15 protein-coding genes are annotated in these 17,717 nt (G+C 45.1%); 6 read left to right on the top strand and 9 right to left on the bottom strand.

Annotated features, from left to right (window positions below; genetic code table 11):
* Positions 1–70: 70 nt before the first annotated feature.
* Positions 71–1,324, bottom strand: a complete 1,254-nt coding sequence (locus ACR65H_RS04285; protein ID WP_440498932.1) for a dicarboxylate/amino acid:cation symporter — start codon at positions 1,322–1,324, stop codon at positions 71–73.
* A 163-nt stretch (positions 1,325–1,487) separates the two neighbouring features.
* Positions 1,488–1,667 (bottom strand): hypothetical protein, encoded by a 180-nt coding sequence (locus ACR65H_RS04280; protein ID WP_440498930.1) that lies wholly within the window; start codon positions 1,665–1,667, stop codon positions 1,488–1,490.
* Between the two features lie 197 nt (positions 1,668–1,864).
* Between ACR65H_RS04280 and ACR65H_RS04275 the strand changes: the two genes are divergently transcribed.
* Positions 1,865–2,257, top strand: a complete 393-nt coding sequence (locus ACR65H_RS04275) for a thiol-disulfide oxidoreductase DCC family protein (protein WP_440498928.1) — start codon at positions 1,865–1,867, stop codon at positions 2,255–2,257.
* Positions 2,258–2,435: 178 nt separating this feature from the next.
* On the top strand, positions 2,436–4,082 hold the full coding sequence (locus ACR65H_RS04270; RefSeq protein ID WP_440498926.1) for an S-layer homology domain-containing protein: 1,647 nt from the start codon (positions 2,436–2,438) through the stop codon (positions 4,080–4,082).
* Between the two features lie 344 nt (positions 4,083–4,426).
* On the opposite strand, the gene ACR65H_RS04265 is transcribed toward ACR65H_RS04270, so the two are convergent.
* The gene (locus tag ACR65H_RS04265) at positions 4,427–4,789 is read right to left on the bottom strand and encodes a DUF779 domain-containing protein (RefSeq protein ID WP_440498925.1); all 363 of its coding nucleotides are present in this window, start codon (positions 4,787–4,789) and stop codon (positions 4,427–4,429) included.
* A gap of 37 nt (positions 4,790–4,826) precedes the next feature.
* Positions 4,827–6,368, bottom strand: coding sequence for an aldehyde dehydrogenase (adh, locus tag ACR65H_RS04260; RefSeq protein WP_440498923.1), 1,542 nt, complete (start codon positions 6,366–6,368; stop codon positions 4,827–4,829).
* A 310-nt stretch (positions 6,369–6,678) separates the two neighbouring features.
* On the opposite strand from adh, the gene ACR65H_RS04255 reads away from it, so the two are divergent.
* On the top strand, positions 6,679–7,842 hold the full coding sequence (locus tag ACR65H_RS04255; RefSeq protein WP_440498921.1) for a S1C family serine protease: 1,164 nt from the start codon (positions 6,679–6,681) through the stop codon (positions 7,840–7,842).
* A gap of 196 nt (positions 7,843–8,038) precedes the next feature.
* Here ACR65H_RS04255 and ACR65H_RS04250 read toward each other — a convergent pair whose 3' ends face one another.
* From ACR65H_RS04250 to ACR65H_RS04230, 5 genes are all read right to left on the bottom strand, one after another.
* Positions 8,039–8,992 carry a winged-helix domain-containing protein gene (locus tag ACR65H_RS04250; protein ID WP_440498919.1) on the bottom strand — a complete coding sequence of 318 codons (954 nt, stop codon included), beginning with the start codon at positions 8,990–8,992 and terminating at the stop codon, positions 8,039–8,041.
* 97 nt (positions 8,993–9,089) lie between these two features.
* Positions 9,090–11,096, bottom strand: coding sequence for an ABC transporter ATP-binding protein (locus tag ACR65H_RS04245; RefSeq protein ID WP_440498918.1), 2,007 nt, complete (start codon positions 11,094–11,096; stop codon positions 9,090–9,092).
* Positions 11,097–11,130: 34 nt separating this feature from the next.
* Entirely contained in the window at positions 11,131–12,045 is a 915-nt protein-coding gene (locus ACR65H_RS04240; RefSeq protein WP_440499209.1) for an ABC transporter permease, read from the bottom strand.
* Positions 12,046–12,104: 59 nt separating this feature from the next.
* Complete coding sequence (locus tag ACR65H_RS04235) at positions 12,105–13,040, bottom strand: ABC transporter permease (protein WP_440498916.1); 936 nt, start codon at positions 13,038–13,040, stop codon at positions 12,105–12,107.
* A 30-nt stretch (positions 13,041–13,070) separates the two neighbouring features.
* Positions 13,071–14,084 (bottom strand): asparaginase, encoded by a 1,014-nt coding sequence (locus ACR65H_RS04230; protein WP_440498914.1) that lies wholly within the window; start codon positions 14,082–14,084, stop codon positions 13,071–13,073.
* A 254-nt stretch (positions 14,085–14,338) separates the two neighbouring features.
* Between ACR65H_RS04230 and ACR65H_RS04225 the strand changes: the two genes are divergently transcribed.
* From ACR65H_RS04225 to ACR65H_RS04215, 3 genes are read left to right on the top strand one after another with little or no spacing between them, the layout of a single operon-like run.
* Positions 14,339–15,064 (top strand): gamma-glutamyl-gamma-aminobutyrate hydrolase family protein, encoded by a 726-nt coding sequence (locus tag ACR65H_RS04225; RefSeq protein ID WP_440498912.1) that lies wholly within the window; start codon positions 14,339–14,341, stop codon positions 15,062–15,064.
* A complete protein-coding gene (locus ACR65H_RS04220; RefSeq protein WP_440498910.1) occupies positions 15,051–16,013 on the top strand; it encodes a dipeptidase in 963 nt (320 codons plus the stop codon). Before ACR65H_RS04225 ends, ACR65H_RS04220 begins: the two co-directional genes overlap by 14 nt.
* A gap of 25 nt (positions 16,014–16,038) precedes the next feature.
* Complete coding sequence (locus tag ACR65H_RS04215) at positions 16,039–17,685, top strand: peptide ABC transporter substrate-binding protein (protein ID WP_440498908.1); 1,647 nt, start codon at positions 16,039–16,041, stop codon at positions 17,683–17,685.
* Positions 17,686–17,717 lie beyond the last annotated feature (32 nt).

The following is a 17,717-nucleotide window of genomic DNA, read 5'->3' as shown; positions in this document are numbered from 1 at the left end:
GCTGTCGCAGAAAATCAGTCTCTTTGCTGATTTTCTGGACAGCTTCATTTATGCTTTCCCGTCCGTTGAGTCAGGCGGTTTTAGTACTCGACGGCACGCGATCATCATCCGGATTACCTAGGACGCCCTCCGTCTGAGCAACGACAACTGCACAAGCTGCATCCCCTGTAATGTTGACAGCCGTTCGCACCATATCCAGCAGTCGGTCGACACCGAGGACGAGTGCAATTCCTTCGACAGGCAGGCCAACAGATGTTAGAACCATCGCCAGCATGATCAGCCCTGCACCCGGCACAGCAGCCGTTCCTATGCTAGCAAGGACGGCAGTGAGGACGACAGTGAGCAACTGTCCCATTGACAGTTCAATGCCAAAAGCCTGGGCTATGAACACAACTGCTGCCCCTTGCATAATCGCCGTCCCGTCCATATTGATCGTTGCGCCTAAAGATTGTGTAAATGAACTGATCGATTCAGGCACTTTCAACTTCTCTTGTGCAGTCTTCATAGAAATCGGAAGCGTTGCCGCAGAACTCGCCGTACTAAAGGCGACGACCTGCGCAGGAAAGAAGTTTTTGAAGAACCAGATCGGATTCCGCTTGCCGAGTAAAGACACCGAGCCTCCGTAGACGACGACCGAGTGAATGAGAAGAGCACCTAGAACAACACCCATGTACATTCCCATCGCCCGCAGCGCGTCGAACCCTTGACTGCCGACTGCTGATGCAATCAAGCCAAATGCTCCGTATGGCGCAAACTTCATGATGAAAGTGATAAGGTACATAATGAGTTCGTTAGCCTGCTCTAGAAATTCAGTCACTCTTTCCACTCGCTTGCCGAGCATTGCAATCCCGAATCCGACCAATGCTGCAAAGAAGATAATCTGCAACATATTTCCTTCCGCCATTGCAGTGATCGGATTTGTCGGGATGATGCCTAACAACGTATCGGTGACAGGCGGTGCCTCTTCCGCTTCATAATTCGCTCCTGTCGTATCAAAATCCCCCCCTGCACCCGGCTTTAACAGGAGTGCCAAAGAAAGGGCGATGACAATAGCGATAGCGGTTGTAGCTAAGAAGAATACTAATGTCTTCCCACCGATCCTTCCTAACTTCTTAGGATCACCTATGCCAATCGTTCCAAGCGCAATGGAAACAAAAACGACCGGGATGACGAGCATCTTCATTAAATTTAGGAAGATGGTGCCTAACGTTTTGAACAGGTACTTATCAGCATATACGAAAATTCCAGGCGCAAATAAGTTTAGAAGGAGTCCGACAACGACACCGGCAATAAGGGCGATGATAATATTTCGTGCTAACTTCATGGCGATTCCTCCTATGTCTAATAATCGGAAGCATTAAGACGATCTCTTCTATGCTATCTGTCTATCTATCCCTTAGTTTCTTAATTTTGAAACTTCTATTTTTCATACATAAGCAATACAAAAGAGCTGCCCCCTAGATCGGAGACAGCTCTCATACATGCTATTATTGATATGTCTGTGGCAATTCACTTGCATCAAAACCGGAAGCTTCCCTCAACTTTGGCTTGCGGTCATTATTTGGATAATGGACAGGCGAGCCTTCATCGATCATTTCAAGCGATGCGATAAAATCAGGGTCCCTTCTCAATTCCATTTCGTACGGATCAATGAATACGCATTCCATTCAAATCACTCTCCTTCTCATGTTACCAAAGGCAAATGTAACGGGAAATGAAGACGTTAGAAAAATGGTAGTATCCGTTTTCACCTCTATTATTATACCAAATTTTCTGTATAAAATCAAAGAAGCACAGATTGTGTTTCGTTTCATTTGAACAGGATATAATAAAAAGAAGAAGCAAGTCGGAAGGAGACACGATGATGAAACGGATTGTTTTATTCGATGGAGAATGCAATTTCTGCAATTCAAGCGTACAGTTCATTATAAAACGGGATCCTGCCGCCCACTTCCTTTTTTCTTCATTGCAAAGTGAAACCGGGGAAAAGTATGTGAAGCAATATAACATTCCGGATGACGTTGATAGCATTGTGTTAATCGAAAACGGAAAGGCGTACACGAAGTCTTCCGCGGCTCTTCATATTGCTAAAAAGCTAGATGGCTTGTGGCACCTCTTGTTTCTATTTATACTCGTCCCACGTAATATCCGTGACGGCTTTTACGATTATTTTGCGCGCAATCGTTATCGCTGGTTCGGCAAAAATGAAGGTGCATGCATGCTCCCTTCGCCCGAGGAAAGGAAACGATTTATTTAACAATATTCCGGAGTTTCTCCTTTTATGAGAAGCTCCTTTTTATTTTCCACATATTTTTTAAAATCGGACATACATTTAGGAGTAGCAAGATGTTTGTCCAACAAGGTAGTACATACTATGTTGAAAGTTTCATAATTGTCAGGTAAAATGTAGAAAAACAGTTCCAAAGGGAGGAAGTATGGGAAAAAAGTTCATATGTAAGTTGCTTGCTGTATTCGCGCTCTTGCTTTATGTGGGAATCGCACCTCTTCAAATTGTAAGCGCTGACACATCGGTTAGTGAGAGTACAACTAAAATTGCCGCTCCGACATGGGTCGCCTCTGCGAGTTACCTTGCTTTAGGTGATTCACTTGCTGCCGGAATGGACCATCTAGGTGAAATGGGTGACGGTTATGCCGATTACCTTGCAGGTACTATGGAAGAAACAGGGCTATTACATTCTTTCAATAAATCCTTTGCTGTGCCTGGCTATACTACAAAGGACGTGCTGAAGGATATCGAAGAAAATGCGACGCGGAAAGATACTGATGGCAATTCCATCAAGCTCCATGACGCGATTGCTAGTGCAGGTTTAATTACAATCAGTGCGGGTGCGAATGATGTGCTTGCGCATGTGAAGATTGACCCGAAGACGTTTGCTGTCACGTATGACGAGCAAGCGCTTCAAATGGAGATCAAGCAAGTCGGTATGAATTTGATGAAGATCATTACAGAAATCCATAAGCTCAATCCAGACGCACAAGTGTATGTAATGGGCTATTACAATCCTTATCCGCATTTACCAGCAGAGATTCAACCTTTGCTCGCGCAGTTGTTGGCGGGTGTGAATACAGCAATTGAGACGGCAGCACAATTGCCGAATGTTGATTGGATTCAAACTGCTGATGCAGTTGCAAAAGATTTCAAGGTGAATTTGCCAAATCCACAAAATATCCACTTGAGTCCGGAAGGGTATCAAATCGTAGCGGAACAATTTTGGAATAAAGTACAAGCTGACTATCCGTGGATTCCGGTTGATGCTTTCGTAGCAGAAGAAGTTTCAACAGATGCCATCACGCTCACTTGGAAGCCTGCAATATCTGAGGGGCAGATTGCGACATATGATATTTATCTCGGGGATGAAAAGGTCGGATCCGTTGAAGGCGATGTGAATTCATTCACGGTTGGAAAGTTGGAAGAAGATAAATCGTATACATTCTCAATCGTGGCAGTAGATGAAAACGGTACGAGCAGCGAGGAGTCACCTTCCGTAACAGTGACGACGGAAGCTGCAGTCTCATTATTCAACGATATTAAAGGTCATTGGGCCGAGAATGCAATTGAGCAAGCTGCTTCACTTGGAATTTTCAACGGGTATGCAGATGGATCATTCCAACCTGAAAATGCATTGACGCGGGCGCAAGCGGCTTCGATTTTCGTTCGTGCATTGCAGCTGCCAGCAGCTGATATCATCTCTCCATTCGATGATATTGGTGATTATGCGGCCGCAACGCAATCCGACATTCAAACTGCCTTTGCGAACGGACTTGTCAAAGGGGAGGACGGTCATTTCAAGCCGACTGAAAATGTAACGCGTGCACAGTTAGCGCTAATGGTATGGCGCGTAGCAGAAAGCAAGCTTGGAGGCGATCTTCCTACATCCAATACATTCACGCCACCTGGTGATATGGGAGACTATGATGCAGAGACAGTCCAAGCAATTGCAACAATGAGCGGACTTGGCGTCATCTCGTTGGAAGATGGAGCATTCCATCCAACTGAACCAGCGACGCGCGCATTTGCTGCGAGTCTATTGACGAAGTTGTTGAGTTTAACGAATCAATAATATGAGAAGAGACTGTCCGGAGAGTCGCTGAGTCGACTTTTTGGCAGTCTCTTTTTTGGGTTAGGGGTGTTTTATGATCACTTAGCTGGATTTATGATCACTTGAAGCGATTTATGATCACTTAGCTGGATTTATGATCACTCACCTGGATTTATGATCACTCACCTGGATTTATGATCACTCGTAACGATTTATGATCACTTACTTGGATTTATGATCACTCACAGCGATTTATGATCACTCACCTGGATTTATGATCACTTACAACGGTTTATGATCACTTGCGCTACTAGAAACAGAGCTGCCCAGATAGTCAGTAAAAACTGACTTTCTGGACAGCTCCTTTATGCTTCTTGCTGCAGTTTTTCATTCTCCTCCGCCGTAAATGCACGGGACCGTGTGAGGAATCGCTTCCCTTCCACTCCCTCCAAAGAGAACATGCCTCCCCTTCCATCCACGACGTCAATGATCAGCTGCGTGTGCTTCCAATATTCAAACTGGTTTTTATGCATGTAGAAAGGCGTGCCGCCAATATGCCCAAGAAGGACGTCCTGATCACCGATAATCAGGTCGCCTTCCGGATAACACATCGGAGAGGAGCCGTCACAACACCCTCCCGATTGGTGGAACATCAATGGGCCATGCTTTCCCTTCAATAATTCGATCAATTCCAAAGCGGCGTCCGTTGCAAGAACGCGTTCTGGCATCGGCATTCCTCCTTTTCACTCAACAATCAAGTGTTTCTTAAAAGAAGCCTAATTTGTCTTCGCTATAGCTGACGAGCATATTTTTCGTCTGTTGGTAATGCGACAGCATTTGCAGATGGTTTTCTCGTCCGATTCCAGAAGCCTTGTAGCCTCCGAAAGCGGCATGCGCCGGATATGCATGGTAGCAGTTCGTCCAGACGCGTCCGGCTTCAATGCCCCGTCCGAAGCGATACGCCGTATTCATATCACGTGTCCAAACGCCTGCACCTAAACCGTATAATGTATCGTTCGCAATTTCCAACGCTTCTTCCTTCGTCTTGAACGTCGTGACAGACACGACAGGTCCGAAGATTTCCTCTTGGAAGATGCGCATTTTATTATTCCCTTTGAAGACGGTCGGTTTGACATAATATCCGTCAGCCAACTCGCCGCTTAGTTTATTTTGCTCGCCGCCGACGAGGCACTCGGCGCCTTCCTGCTTACCGATATCGAGGTATGAAAGGATTTTTTCCAGTTGCTCTGTCGAAGCTTGCGCACCCATCATGACTGTCGGATCGAGCGGATTGCCGGTCTTGATCGCCTTGACACGCTCAATTGCACGCTCAATGAATTTGTCGTAAATGGATTCCTGGATCAATGCACGTGAAGGGCATGTGCACACTTCCCCTTGGTTCAGCGCAAACATGACGAAGCCTTCAATCGCTTTATCGAGGAATGAATCGTCTTCCGCCATAACATCCTCGAAGAAGATATTTGGCGATTTCCCACCAAGCTCAAGCGTCATCGGAATCAAATTTTGTGATGCATATTGCATGATGAGGCGGCCCGTCGTCGTCTCGCCCGTGAATGCGATTTTTCCGATCCGAGGATTTGACGCAAGCGGTTTGCCCGCTTCCAATCCGAATCCATTAACGATATTGACGACTCCAGCAGGCAATAAATCCTCGATTAATTCCATTAATACTAAGATGGATGACGGTGTTTGTTCCGCTGGCTTCAAAACTACACAGTTCCCTGCTGCGAGCGCAGGAGCAAGCTTCCAAACCGCCATTAACAGCGGGAAGTTCCAAGGGATGATCTGTCCTACGACCCCGATCGGCTCATGGAAATGGTACGCCACTGTATTGTTGTCGATTTGGCTGACTCCGCCTTCTTGCGCACGGATTGCCGAAGCGAAATATCTGAAATGGTCGATTGCAAGCGGCAGATCGGCATTCAATGTTTCACGAACCGCTTTTCCGTTTTCCCACGTTTCCGCAACGGCAAGCATTTCAAGATTCGCTTCCATGCGATCAGCAATTTTCAACAGGATATTCGCCCGTTCCGTGACGGATGTTTTACCCCAAGCATCTTTCGCAGCATGTGCCGCATCCAGCGCAAGCTCAATGTCTTCCGCAGTTGAACGTGCCACTTGCGTAAACACTTTGCCTGTGACTGGCGTCGGGTTGTCGAAGTACTGACCATTCACCGGGGCAACCCATTTTCCGCCGATAAAATTATCATAGCGTTCCTTGAAATTCACCTTTGCCCCTTCTGTGTTCGGAAATGCATAAACGTGATTCTCAACAGCTTGTACCATGTTCCATTCCTCCCTATTCTTTATAGATTGCTATAGTAAGTGCAAAAATTGCACACAAAGCCACCATATGCGCGAGTGTGTAGTGTCATTCCTATTGAATACGCTTACATTTGCTGCGGTTATTAAGAATGAAGAGTCTGTGAATTCATTCTATCTGACTATACTAACTATTGCAAGTTAGATAGTTTATCACCGTTTGCTAAGGTTTTATAGTCGCCCATCGTTTACCATTTGTTCATCCCTCCGTAATAATTTGTTCATACTTTCCTTTTACAATGAAAACAACGAGTACAAGAGAGGGGTTTTTATTATGGCAAGTTCATTTGGGAAACGTTTCGTTTCGACAGTCGGGGCGGGAATTCTCGGCTCCGCGCTTACGTTGGGAGTCGTAGCGAATACTGATATTTTACAAACAAAAACATATAAGGAAGAGACAGCGTCGGCTGTGACGGGGAATTCTTCCTCAAGTCCGAATATCGTTCAAACGTCAGCGGATTCTCCTGCAACATTATCCGATATGGTGGAGCATGCATCAAAAGGGATTGTCGGTGTATCGAACTTCAAATCTAATGGCAACCGATTCGCCGGCAACTCGGAGCTTTCGGAATACGGCACAGGCTCTGGCGTCATTTATAAAATTGACGGAGCAAGCGCCTATATCGTGACGAATAACCACGTCATCGAAGGTGCAGGTAAAATCGAAGTGACATTGCAAGGCAGCGAAAAGGAGACTGCCGAACTGATCGGAAGCGACGCATTGACCGATTTGGCCGTCTTGAAAATTAGCAGTAAACAAGTCGATACTGCTCTTGAATTTGGTGATTCCGATAAATTGCGTGCAGGCGACCCGGTCGTCGCAATCGGAAATCCGCTCAGTCTAGATTTCTCCGGCACAGTCACGCAAGGTATCATTAGTGCGCCTTCACGTTCCATCAATGTGAATACGACCGCGGGCAGCTGGGAAATGAACGTCATCCAAACTGACGCAGCGATCAATCCCGGCAACAGCGGCGGCGCCCTTTTGACGACTGACGGAAAACTGATCGGCATTAACAGTCTAAAAATCGCAGAAAACGGCGTGGAAGGCCTTGGCTTCGCAATCCCAAGCAATGAAGTCGTTCCATTGCTTGAACAAATTACGAAAAACGGCAAAATCGAACGGCCTTATATCGGCGTCGGCCTCGCAGATCTTGCTGACGTGCCATATATGTATGTGCAGAACTTGCCGCAAGAAGTAAAAGGCGGCGTAATGGTCGCAAGCGTTGACCCGACATCCGCTGCAGGCAAGGCCGGTTTAAAAGAGCAGGACGTCATTACTGCAATTAACGGAACCGCCATCAACAATTCAATGGAACTGCGTAAATTCCTTTATTCCGAGCTTTCCATTGGAGACAAAGCGACACTCACTGTTTACACAGGCTCCAAAAAACGGACAGTCGAATTGACGTTGACTAGTAATTCACCGGTGGAATAAAAAAATTTTAAGGCAAGTGGCAATGGGCAGGAATTTCCTCAGCCTGATTGAAAACGCTTGCCAGCCTAGGCGCGAAGTCGAGCGAAGACGCGAATAGAACTAAGGTTCATGAGCGGACGAGCGAGACGAGCAACAACGGATGCGAGCGTTTGTCAACAGGCTGAAACACCTCTGCCATTGAGGCGGAGGTGTTTATTTATGATTGAATCAATTTATCTGCCTGCAAATAGCCTTCCCCTAAATTCGTAATGGTCGTTCCGCCTCTTCCTTGGCGGGCGTTCAAAAGCCCTAGTTCTTGCAACACTTCCAAACGCAAGCGGATTTGCTGTTCGGATAAATAAATATCATGTTCCTCAAGTAGCCTTTTCAGCTTTACCCGTCCAAATGTTTTTAACTGGGCTTTCCCTTCAGCATAAATGGTTAATATTTTTATGCTTTCCTTCAAAAAGCCATGCTCTTCAATTTTCTTGTTAATGGACAGTATCTCGCTTTGCGATAGGTTTGCAACATCTGTATAGGAGTCCTTTTCCGGCTCATATCCAACGGCATTAGGATCGGCTAGTGAAACTTGGGATTTTACATAACGATTCACCATTTGCTCATGAGTGAATCCTGCTTCCAACGCCTCCGCAATCGCCCATACCGTGCCATAAGATAACAATCGATCGCCAATATCGATGACATTCGAATATCTGCTCGGGACAAATTCCATCTCTCCCGGAGTGACGATGTAATCGATATCAGCAGGAATAGCTTGCTCCGGATTGTTTTCGTCATCTAAATAATACGTATGGGTAAAGAAAATGTTTTTTAAGGAATCCAGTGTTTCCTGGGCGTTCTCAAGTGTATCGTTTACAACTAATAATTTCTGCCCTGCAGGTAGATCAATCAATCGCTTTGTGTTCGCGATATTCACTTCCCGATGTGCAATGATTGTCTTGCACCCGTTTGGAATGAACGGACGGATAACTCCCATCAAAATCGATCTTGATAAAATGACAATATCTTCTGCTGCAATGCTGTCTCCATCCAAGTCTTTGACGACCAATTTCGAGATGATTGCTTTATCACCAAAAATGAGTTCCAGTTGTTTTGAAATTATCGTTAAATAACCTTCATGTATCGAGATGATATGAATTTTGGTTTTCATTCTTTCTCCTCATCTTCCCTAATCCATCCACTAATTAGTTTCCATCATACCATAATGACTAGGTATATAGACTGTTTCGCTAGCAGAATCGCTTCATTCAATCGATGAGATGACAGGCAACCCAATGGTCCTTTTCTGCCTCTTTCCAAATGGGTGTCTCTTTGCACTTTTCCATTGCAAACGGACAGCGCGTCCGGAAACGGCATCCAGTCGGCGGATTCATCGGGTTCGGAAGGTCTCCCGTTAGCACGATGCGTTCCCTGCCGCGTTCTTCCATTGGATCCGGAACCGGAACTGCAGACATTAAGGCTTGTGTATAGGGGTGAAAAGGATTTTCACTGATCGCTTTTGTAGGAGCAAGCTCGACAAGATTCCCTAAATACATAACACCAATACGATCACTTATATACTTCACCATAGAAATATCATGCGCGATAAATAAATATGTCAAATCCTTCTCATACTGCAAATCCTTCAGCAAATTAACGACTTGAGCTTGGATCGATACATCTAGCGCAGAGATCGGCTCATCCGCTATGATCACTTCTGGATTTACCGCCAACGCACGAGCAATACCAACCCTTTGTCTTTGGCCTCCTGAAAACTCATGCGGGTAACGATTCATAAATTCCTTATTCAGCCCTACGATTTCAAGAAGATTTTGCACAATATCCTTTCTATCTTTTGGACTAGCCGCCAATCGATGGATATCGATCCCTTCCGCTACAGAGTCGAGCACTTTTTTCCGCGGATCAAGAGAAGCATATGGATCTTGGAAAATCATTTGGATCTTTTGCTTCATTCGATTTTCCTGTCCCTTTTTTAACTGGCCGTGAATAGGCTCGCCGTCAAAGTACACTTCCCCGCCTGTAGGTTCATATAGACGGATGATTGTTCTTCCGGTTGTCGATTTCCCGCATCCTGACTCTCCGACCAAGCCGAGCGTCTCCCCTTTTTTTATATCGAAAGAAACGCCATCAACAGCGCGTAGTTGTTTGTTGCCGGAAAGATGGAAATGCTTCTGTAGGTCCTTCACTTGTATGATCGGGGACGTATCCCCTATTTTACTTTTTCTCTTTTTTGCTACTACAACTTTTTCCCTTTCTTTCACTTGAATGACCGTCGATAGATCAGGAGCCTTCGGATGCAGCATCCAAGTGGCAGCATAATGGCTGTCCGATACTTTGAACATCGGCGGCTGGGTTTTATAATCGATCGCCAAGGCAAATTCATTTCGCGCAGCAAATGCATCCCCTACTGGCGGATGCAATAAATCGGGAGGCGAACCAGGGATGGAGTAGAGCTCTTCATCCGCATCCAAATCGGGAATCGATTTCAACAGCCCCCATGTATAAGGGTGCTGTGATTCATAAAAGACTTCATTGACCGTTCCTTCCTCAACAATTTTGCCTGCATACATGACAGCAACTTTATCCGCCATATTTGCAACGACACCCAAGTCATGGGTGATAAGGATAATTGCCGTGCCCATCCGCTTTTGAATGTCTTTTAATAAATCCAATATCTGCGCTTGAATTGTTACGTCCAATGCTGTTGTCGGTTCATCTGCTATGAGAAGCCTAGGGTTACACGCAATGGCAATCGCAATGACAACACGCTGTCTCATTCCGCCTGAAAACTGATGGGGATACTGGTGTACGCGTGTTGCCGGCTCCGGTATGCCGACCAGCTCCAAAATTTCAATTGCTCGCTTCTGCGCCTCTTTTTTCGATAATCCTTGATGCTTAATGACACTTTCAGCGACTTGTTTTCCAATAGTCATCGTAGGATTCAACGCTGTCATCGGATCTTGGAACACCATGGCAATTTCCGAACCACGGACAACTTCCATTCTCTTTTCAGGCGCTTCCAACAAGTCTTGACCGTCGAAAAGAACCTGTCCCTCATCGTATGTTGCGATTTTATCCGGCAGCAACTTCATGATCGCTTTGGAGGTGACCGATTTGCCTGACCCCGATTCCCCTACAATCGCCAAAGTTTCCCCTTCATTTATCGTAAAATTGACACCCCGGACGGCTTTAACGACCCCCGCCTGGGTATGGAATGATACATGTAAGTCTTTCACTTCCAGTAATGGCTTCATCGAAATCCCCCCTTTGTTCTTTACATCCAACACATCATTTTTTCATTTTCGGATCGAGCGCATCCCTTAGACCGTCCGCCAACAGGTTGAAACAGACCATCAGTCCGACAATGACCAGTGCCGGGAACAGCAAGAGGTAAAAATGGTTTCTCATTGCTTGAAATCCGTCATTTATTAAAACACCAAGAGAAGCGAGTGGCTCTTGCAGTCCGAGCCCGATGAAACTTAAAAATGCTTCGGTGAAAATCGCGGCAGGAATTGTAAACATCATATTGACGATAATCAAACCGACCGTATTCGGAATGAAATGCTCTTTAATAAGCCTGCCGTTCGATGCTCCTAGCGCCCTGGAGGCGAGAATGAATTCCTGGGTTTTCAGTTTAAATACTTGTGATCTTACGAGCCTCGCCATATTCACCCAACCCGTAATGACCATCGCGATTGTAATTGTGACAATCCCCGGTTTCATAAGCATAATAAGCAAGATGATCAAAATAAGATTCGGAATTCCGACCAACACTTCAATGATCCGCTGCATGACGTTATCGACACGTCCGCCTAATAGAGCGGAAATAGCTCCATACATAACTCCGATGATCAAGTCGAGAGTAGCTGCTAAAAATGCGATGTATAAAGATATCCTTGTCCCTTCCCAAATCCGTGTCCATTGGTCTCGGCCGAAACGGTCCGTTCCAAGCCAATGCTCGCTGCTCGGCTTCTGGAACACTTTATCGTAATCGGTCTGCTCGTAGGAGTACTCGTTAAGATGCGGCCCGATAATCGCCATGACAATAAGAATCGATAAAATGACCAAACTTAGCATCGCGCCTTTATTTTTCTTGAGACGTATCCAGCTTTCCTTAAACATGCTCATTTGAGGTCGAGTGATGACTTCCTGTGAATCTTTTTGATAGCCGACGACTTCAAAAGAATTTTCATCGAAATCCATTTCAACCAATTCATCCAGCCGGCCTTCATATTCTTTTACGCTATTGTTTGCCATCATCCTCACCCCTTCGACTCTGTCAAACGTATTCTCGGATCAATAATCCCATATAATAAATCGACGACTAAAATCGTCAAAATGTAAAACGCACTGTAAAACAATGTCAATCCCATGATTGTCGTATAATCATTCACTTTGATCGAGTCAACAAACAAGCTGCCGATTCCCGGTATGCCGAAAATATTTTCAATAACGAGAGAGCCTGTAAGCAAGCTGACAGTGATAGGCCCTAAAATGGTAATGATCGGGATAAGTGAATTTCTGAGCGTATGGTTAAAAACGACACTCCATTTTGAAAGCCCTTTTGATTTTGCAGTCAATATATAATCTTGCTGCAGTACTTCAAGCATTTCATTTCGCGTGAACCGCGCAATGAGGGCGATGACCATCATCGCTAAAGCGATTGTCGGCAGTACCGAGCTGCTATAACTCTCCCAGAAAGCGACAGGTAGAATCCCCCATTTCAACCCGATATAATATTGCAGCAATGCCGCAAAAACAAAATTCGGTATCGAAACACCGATGACAGCAATGAACATCGTGAAGTAATCCCACGCGGTATTATGCCTGAATGCGGCAACCATACCGAGAATGAGGCCAATTGACATTCCCAAGATCACAGCTTGCAAACCTAGTAATGCAGAAGGTCCGATCCTATCTTTAATAAGCGATTCTACTTTTTGCCCTTTGAAATAAAAGGAAGTTCCCAAATCGCCCTTCACTAAGTTCCCCATATAGATTCCATATTGCATGATAACAGGCTTGTCGAGTCCGTACTTGGCATAAAACTCAGTCCTCGCCTCTTCCGTCAGCCCAGCCAGCCTTTCTTCATCAAAAGGAGAACCCGGCAATAATTTCATCAGAAAAAAAGTAGCGGTCGCAATGACAACAAGTGTCAAGATGATATTGAAGACCCTGACGAATAAGAATTTCTTCATTCCTTTCACCCCTTCACACGCGGATCATATTTATCTCGCAGTCTCATAAATGCTGAACACAGGCTTTAACATGCCGACCAACTCTTTCCTAGCATTCAATAGAGGAGGATAATGATAAGATTCAAGAGCCCCCGCTTCCTGTTCATCAATTAAATCCATCTGGCTAAGGATTTCCATGATGACAGCTGAAGTGGCGCGCGCATTACCATCTTCTATTTTTACAGCTATTCCGATTCCCGCTTTTGGCACCCCTACACAATAAACCCCCTCTGCACCAACTTTGCCGAACATCTTCCCTCCCATATGCTTCATGAAATCCGTACAGAAACGGGATGTGCCGCCGACCATTTCCGGTGCATTCATCATAGCTGTCGTCACCCGGCGGATAGATTGCTGTCGCGATTCTTCCAGTTCGCTCGGATCAGCCATTCGAGCAAACCCAAGCGCCAAATTCCGTAACGGAATTCCATGGACAGGAACACCGCAACCGTCTATGCCGATTTGGATATCTTCCATCGGCACATCCGTCAACTCACTAATGACCGTAAGGATTCGCTGCTGTACGGGATGGTCGATTTTGTAATAGTCGTCCACACTTTCATTCATATGTTGGGCAGTCGCAAGCATTCCGCTATGTTTTCCAGAGCAGTTGTTATGGATAGGCGTTACATTTCCCCCACTTTTTATTAGTTCTTCAAACGCCTCTTGCCGCCTCGGAGGATGCATGCCGCATTTCAAATGAGCCACTTCCAAATCCAATCTGCTTAAGATTGATGCAGCGCGTTCAGTATGTTGTTTCTCTCCATTATGGGAAGCACAAGCCAATGCCAAGTCTCCATCGTCGAACTGATAGTGATCGGCCGCGCCCGTCTCAATAATTGGGATCGTTTGCAGTGGCTTCATGGAAGAACGCGCAAAAACGACTTTTTCGATATCGCCAACGGAAGAAATCACCTCTCCTTGCGCATTGACAATTGCAATGTCGCCTCTATGTATACTTTCTATCAATTGACCCCGTTCCACCGTGACAAGCAGCTCAGACATTTTCTAACACTCCAATTCTCTTTATTTTCAAATAAGTATAAAGCTTGAAACAACTTATTTCAACCACTTTATTTAATTAATTTTAACTTTCCGTATTACAATCTTTTCGAATTAAATAAAATAGATAAAATAGTTTAAAAACTGCTTGAAAGGTTCTTTCAGGTTTGATAAGGTTATAACAACTTATTCGTCAGACTATTCTGATGGGTGGTGAAGTTAAGTTCAATTCACAAATAAAAAAGGGGGATTGAGAATTGAAACCAGTCATTGGCATTACTTCCAACATAGATTCGACTACTCACTCGATTCAAAACACGTACATCCAGGCGGTCATCACGGGTGGAGGCATACCTCTTGTCATACCAACCGGGGTGGAAAATGACGCAAAGCAGATTACTAAGCTGCTAGATGGATTACTGATTTCAGGCGGAGGCGATATGAATCCTCAACTATTCAACGAAGAGCCGCTGCCACAGCTTGGAAACGTTACTCCTGAAAGAGATACGGCTGAATTGGAGCTTGTCAGGCAAATGCTCTCTTTGGATAAACCAATCCTCGGCATATGCAGAGGGCACCAAGTTCTGAATGTCGCTTTTGGCGGAACGCTATACCAGGACATTCACTCACAAAGCGCAAGTGCTTTATTGCAGCACGACCAAAAAGCGAAAAGGGATCACCAATCCCATTCGGTCCATCTTGAAAAAGGTACATTGCTCGAGTCCATCGCAGCTTCAGAAAAAATTATGGTGAATTCGTTCCATCATCAAGCGTTGAAGGATATCCCTTCCCCGCTTATCGTTTCGGGTAAAGCGAGTGACGGTATTGTAGAGGCAATTGAAAGTCCAGATCACCATTTTGTCATTGGCGTGCAATGGCATCCCGAGGCTTTGGTGGAAAACGCTGATCAGGTTTCCAAGCGACTTTTCGAGGCGTATATGAAAGCCTGTTTAGAGAGGATGGGAGCAGTTGAATATCATTGATCTGCATTGTGACGTATTAGCTAGAATGCATAAGGCAGAAGGGAACATGTCATTTAAAGATTCCAATGAGCTCGATGTCACGTACGAAAAACTTAAGCAAGGCGGAGTTCACATCCAAGCTTTCGCCATTTTCATTTCACCATCTTTGAAGTCGGACCAAAAATTCCAAGCGGCACTCGATCAAATCCACTATTTTTACACGGATGTCATCGGCAAGAACCCGAATATGAAAGCGTTGAAAACGTGGAGCGATTTCGACCAACTACAAGAAGGTGAAATCGGCGCATTTCTAACGCTGGAAGGGGTCGACTGCATCGGAAATGATATGCAGAAGCTGTCGATTCTTCGCGAACTTGGAGTTCTATCAATCGGGTTGACGTGGAATAATGCGAATTTGGCTGCGGATGGCGTCGGAGAAAAACGCGGGGCGGGCTTAACGTCTTTCGGAAAAGAAATTATTGAATTTTGCAATGAAAATAAGATTCTTTCAGATGTTTCCCATCTAAGCGAAAAAGCCTTTTGGGATGTCATGGATTTAGCTCATTATCCGATAGCGAGCCATTCCAACTCGAAAACGATCTGCAATCATCGAAGGAACTTGACGGATGAGCAGGCGACGCATTTATTCCAAAAGAATGGCCTAATCCACGTCGTATACAACCCACCTTTTGTAATCGAAAAAGGAGATGCATCCATATCAGACCTTATCGCACATATCGATCACTTCTGTTCCCTCGGAGGAATCCGTCAAATTGGGCTCGGATCGGATTTTGACGGCATCTCTGAAAAAATCATCGGCCTTGAAGATGCCTCAATGCAACCAGCTCTGATCAATGAGCTATTGAAAAAGTATAGCGAAGATGAAGTGAAAGGATTTGCATATAAGAACTTTCTCGATCACCGCCCCGGCGTAATGACACTACAGCATGCGGGGGAAGAAATTTGCTAAAGACAAGTAGGTTAGGAGGATACTAATGAAGAAAAAATTCAATTTTTTACTCGTAATTTCTTTGGTCATGGCAGTCATTCTAAGCGGCTGCGGCTTCACCGACTCGAAAGGCAACGACGGCGAAAAGGCTGGCGAAACGAATGACAAAAAGGAAAAAGTCGTCAACTTGAGCCTCGCTAACGACATTCCCGATTTGAACCAAGTGTTGACGACAGATGGCATCTCTTTCTCCATATTGAACAACGTAATGGAAGGACTTTACCGTTTGGATGAGAACAATGAACCTCAACCCGCAATGGCAGAAAGTGTCGATGTGTCAGATGACAAGTTAACGTACACATTCCATCTGCGCGACGGCATCAAATGGAGCAACGGCGACCCTGTCACTTCGGAAGACTTCAAATACTCGTGGCTCCGGGCAATGCATCCGGATACAGCAGGCGCATATTCAAATATCCTCTCCGATTACATTGTTGGCGGGCAGGAATTTGTGGATGGCGAGGCTGAGGCTGATGCAGTCGCTATTGAAACTCCCGATGAAAAAACGATTGTTGTCACCCTTAAAACACCGACACCGTTTTTCCTAGGGTTAACGGCTTTCGTCACATACTTCCCTTTGAACGAAAAATTCATTAAAGAAGTCGGGGAAGATAAATTTGCACTGACTGCGGATGCAATCCTTTATAACGGACCATACACATTGACTGAATACAATCAAGCCCAAGGCGTTACATTAGTGAAGAACAAAGAGTATTGGGATTTCGACAATGTAGATGTCGATAAAGTAACGATGAAAGTTATTAAAGAACAAAGCACAGCATTGAACTTGTATGAAGCTGGAGAATTGGATCGGGTTTACTTGGCTTCTTCTGATGTTGACTCTTATAAGGACAGCGCGGAATTCGGCACGGAAACTGAATTCATTTCCTGGTATTTGCAATTCAACTTCCTTGAAAAGCCTTTTGACAACGTCAATATCCGTAAAGCTTTCCAACTTGCTTATGACGCAGAAACTTTGACTAAAACAGTACTGAATAATGGATCTGTTCCTGCTTACGGATTAGTCGCTGCAGGTGTATATGGCGATGGTGATAAAACATTCCGTGAGTTGAGCGGAGATCATGTGAAAATGGACGTTGCAAAAGCAAAAGAGTTCTTAGAAAAAGGAATCGCCGAAGTCGGCGAGTTGCCTCCGCTTAAAATTTTGACAGCGGACGATACAATTGCAAAAGATACAGCGATCTTCCTCCAAAGCGAATTCAAAAAGAATTTGGGCATCGATGTTCAAATTGATACGAAACCGTACAGCGGTCGCTTGGATGCGATGAGAGCGAACGAATTCCAAATGGGTATTTCCCGTTGGGGCGCAGACTATAACGACGCGATGGACATTTTAAGCTTATGGATCGGAGAACCACTGCGTGGCCTTCGCGGGAACTATTACAATGAAGAGTATAAGAAATTGATCGACAGCGCTCTTGTCGAAGCAGATGAAGCGAAGCGCCTTCAAATGTTGATTGACGCAGAGAAACTAATGCTCGTCGATGACGGCACATTAGGCCCATTATACTTTGAAGGAAAAGCATACTTGCAAAAGCCGAACTTAAAGGGTGTTATCATTCACCCTTATGGCGCTTCCATTGAACTTAAAACAATGAAAGTAGACGAATAATTATCGAACCCGCTTAGCAATCTAAGCGGGTT

Source organism: Sporosarcina sp. SAFN-015, assembly GCF_059415085.1.
The sequence above is the reverse complement of the archived record's forward strand: the minus strand, read 5'-3'. Positions and strand labels throughout refer to the sequence as shown.

Excerpts from the sequence above, each read along its gene's own strand:
- adh (WP_440498923.1), bottom strand. The coding sequence starts at position 6,368 with ATGGTACAAGCTGTTGAGAATCACGTTTATGCATTTCCGAACACAGAA.
- ACR65H_RS04250 (WP_440498919.1), bottom strand. The coding sequence starts at position 8,992 with ATGAAAACCAAAATTCATATCATCTCGATACATGAAGGTTATTTAACG.
- ACR65H_RS04245 (WP_440498918.1), bottom strand. The coding sequence starts at position 11,096 with ATGAAGCCATTACTGGAAGTGAAAGACTTACATGTATCATTCCATACC.
- ACR65H_RS04270 (WP_440498926.1), top strand. The coding sequence starts at position 2,436 with ATGGGAAAAAAGTTCATATGTAAGTTGCTTGCTGTATTCGCGCTCTTG.
- ACR65H_RS04280 (WP_440498930.1), bottom strand. The coding sequence starts at position 1,667 with ATGGAATGCGTATTCATTGATCCGTACGAAATGGAATTGAGAAGGGAC.
- ACR65H_RS04230 (WP_440498914.1), bottom strand. The coding sequence starts at position 14,084 with ATGTCTGAGCTGCTTGTCACGGTGGAACGGGGTCAATTGATAGAAAGT.
- ACR65H_RS04240 (WP_440499209.1), bottom strand. The coding sequence starts at position 12,045 with ATGGATTTCGATGAAAATTCTTTTGAAGTCGTCGGCTATCAAAAAGAT.
- ACR65H_RS04285 (WP_440498932.1), bottom strand. The coding sequence starts at position 1,324 with ATGAAGTTAGCACGAAATATTATCATCGCCCTTATTGCCGGTGTCGTT.
- ACR65H_RS04275 (WP_440498928.1), top strand. The coding sequence starts at position 1,865 with ATGAAACGGATTGTTTTATTCGATGGAGAATGCAATTTCTGCAATTCA.
- ACR65H_RS04215 (WP_440498908.1), top strand. The coding sequence starts at position 16,039 with ATGAAGAAAAAATTCAATTTTTTACTCGTAATTTCTTTGGTCATGGCA.
- ACR65H_RS04255 (WP_440498921.1), top strand. The coding sequence starts at position 6,679 with ATGGCAAGTTCATTTGGGAAACGTTTCGTTTCGACAGTCGGGGCGGGA.
- ACR65H_RS04235 (WP_440498916.1), bottom strand. The coding sequence starts at position 13,040 with ATGAAGAAATTCTTATTCGTCAGGGTCTTCAATATCATCTTGACACTT.
- ACR65H_RS04265 (WP_440498925.1), bottom strand. The coding sequence starts at position 4,789 with ATGCCAGAACGCGTTCTTGCAACGGACGCCGCTTTGGAATTGATCGAA.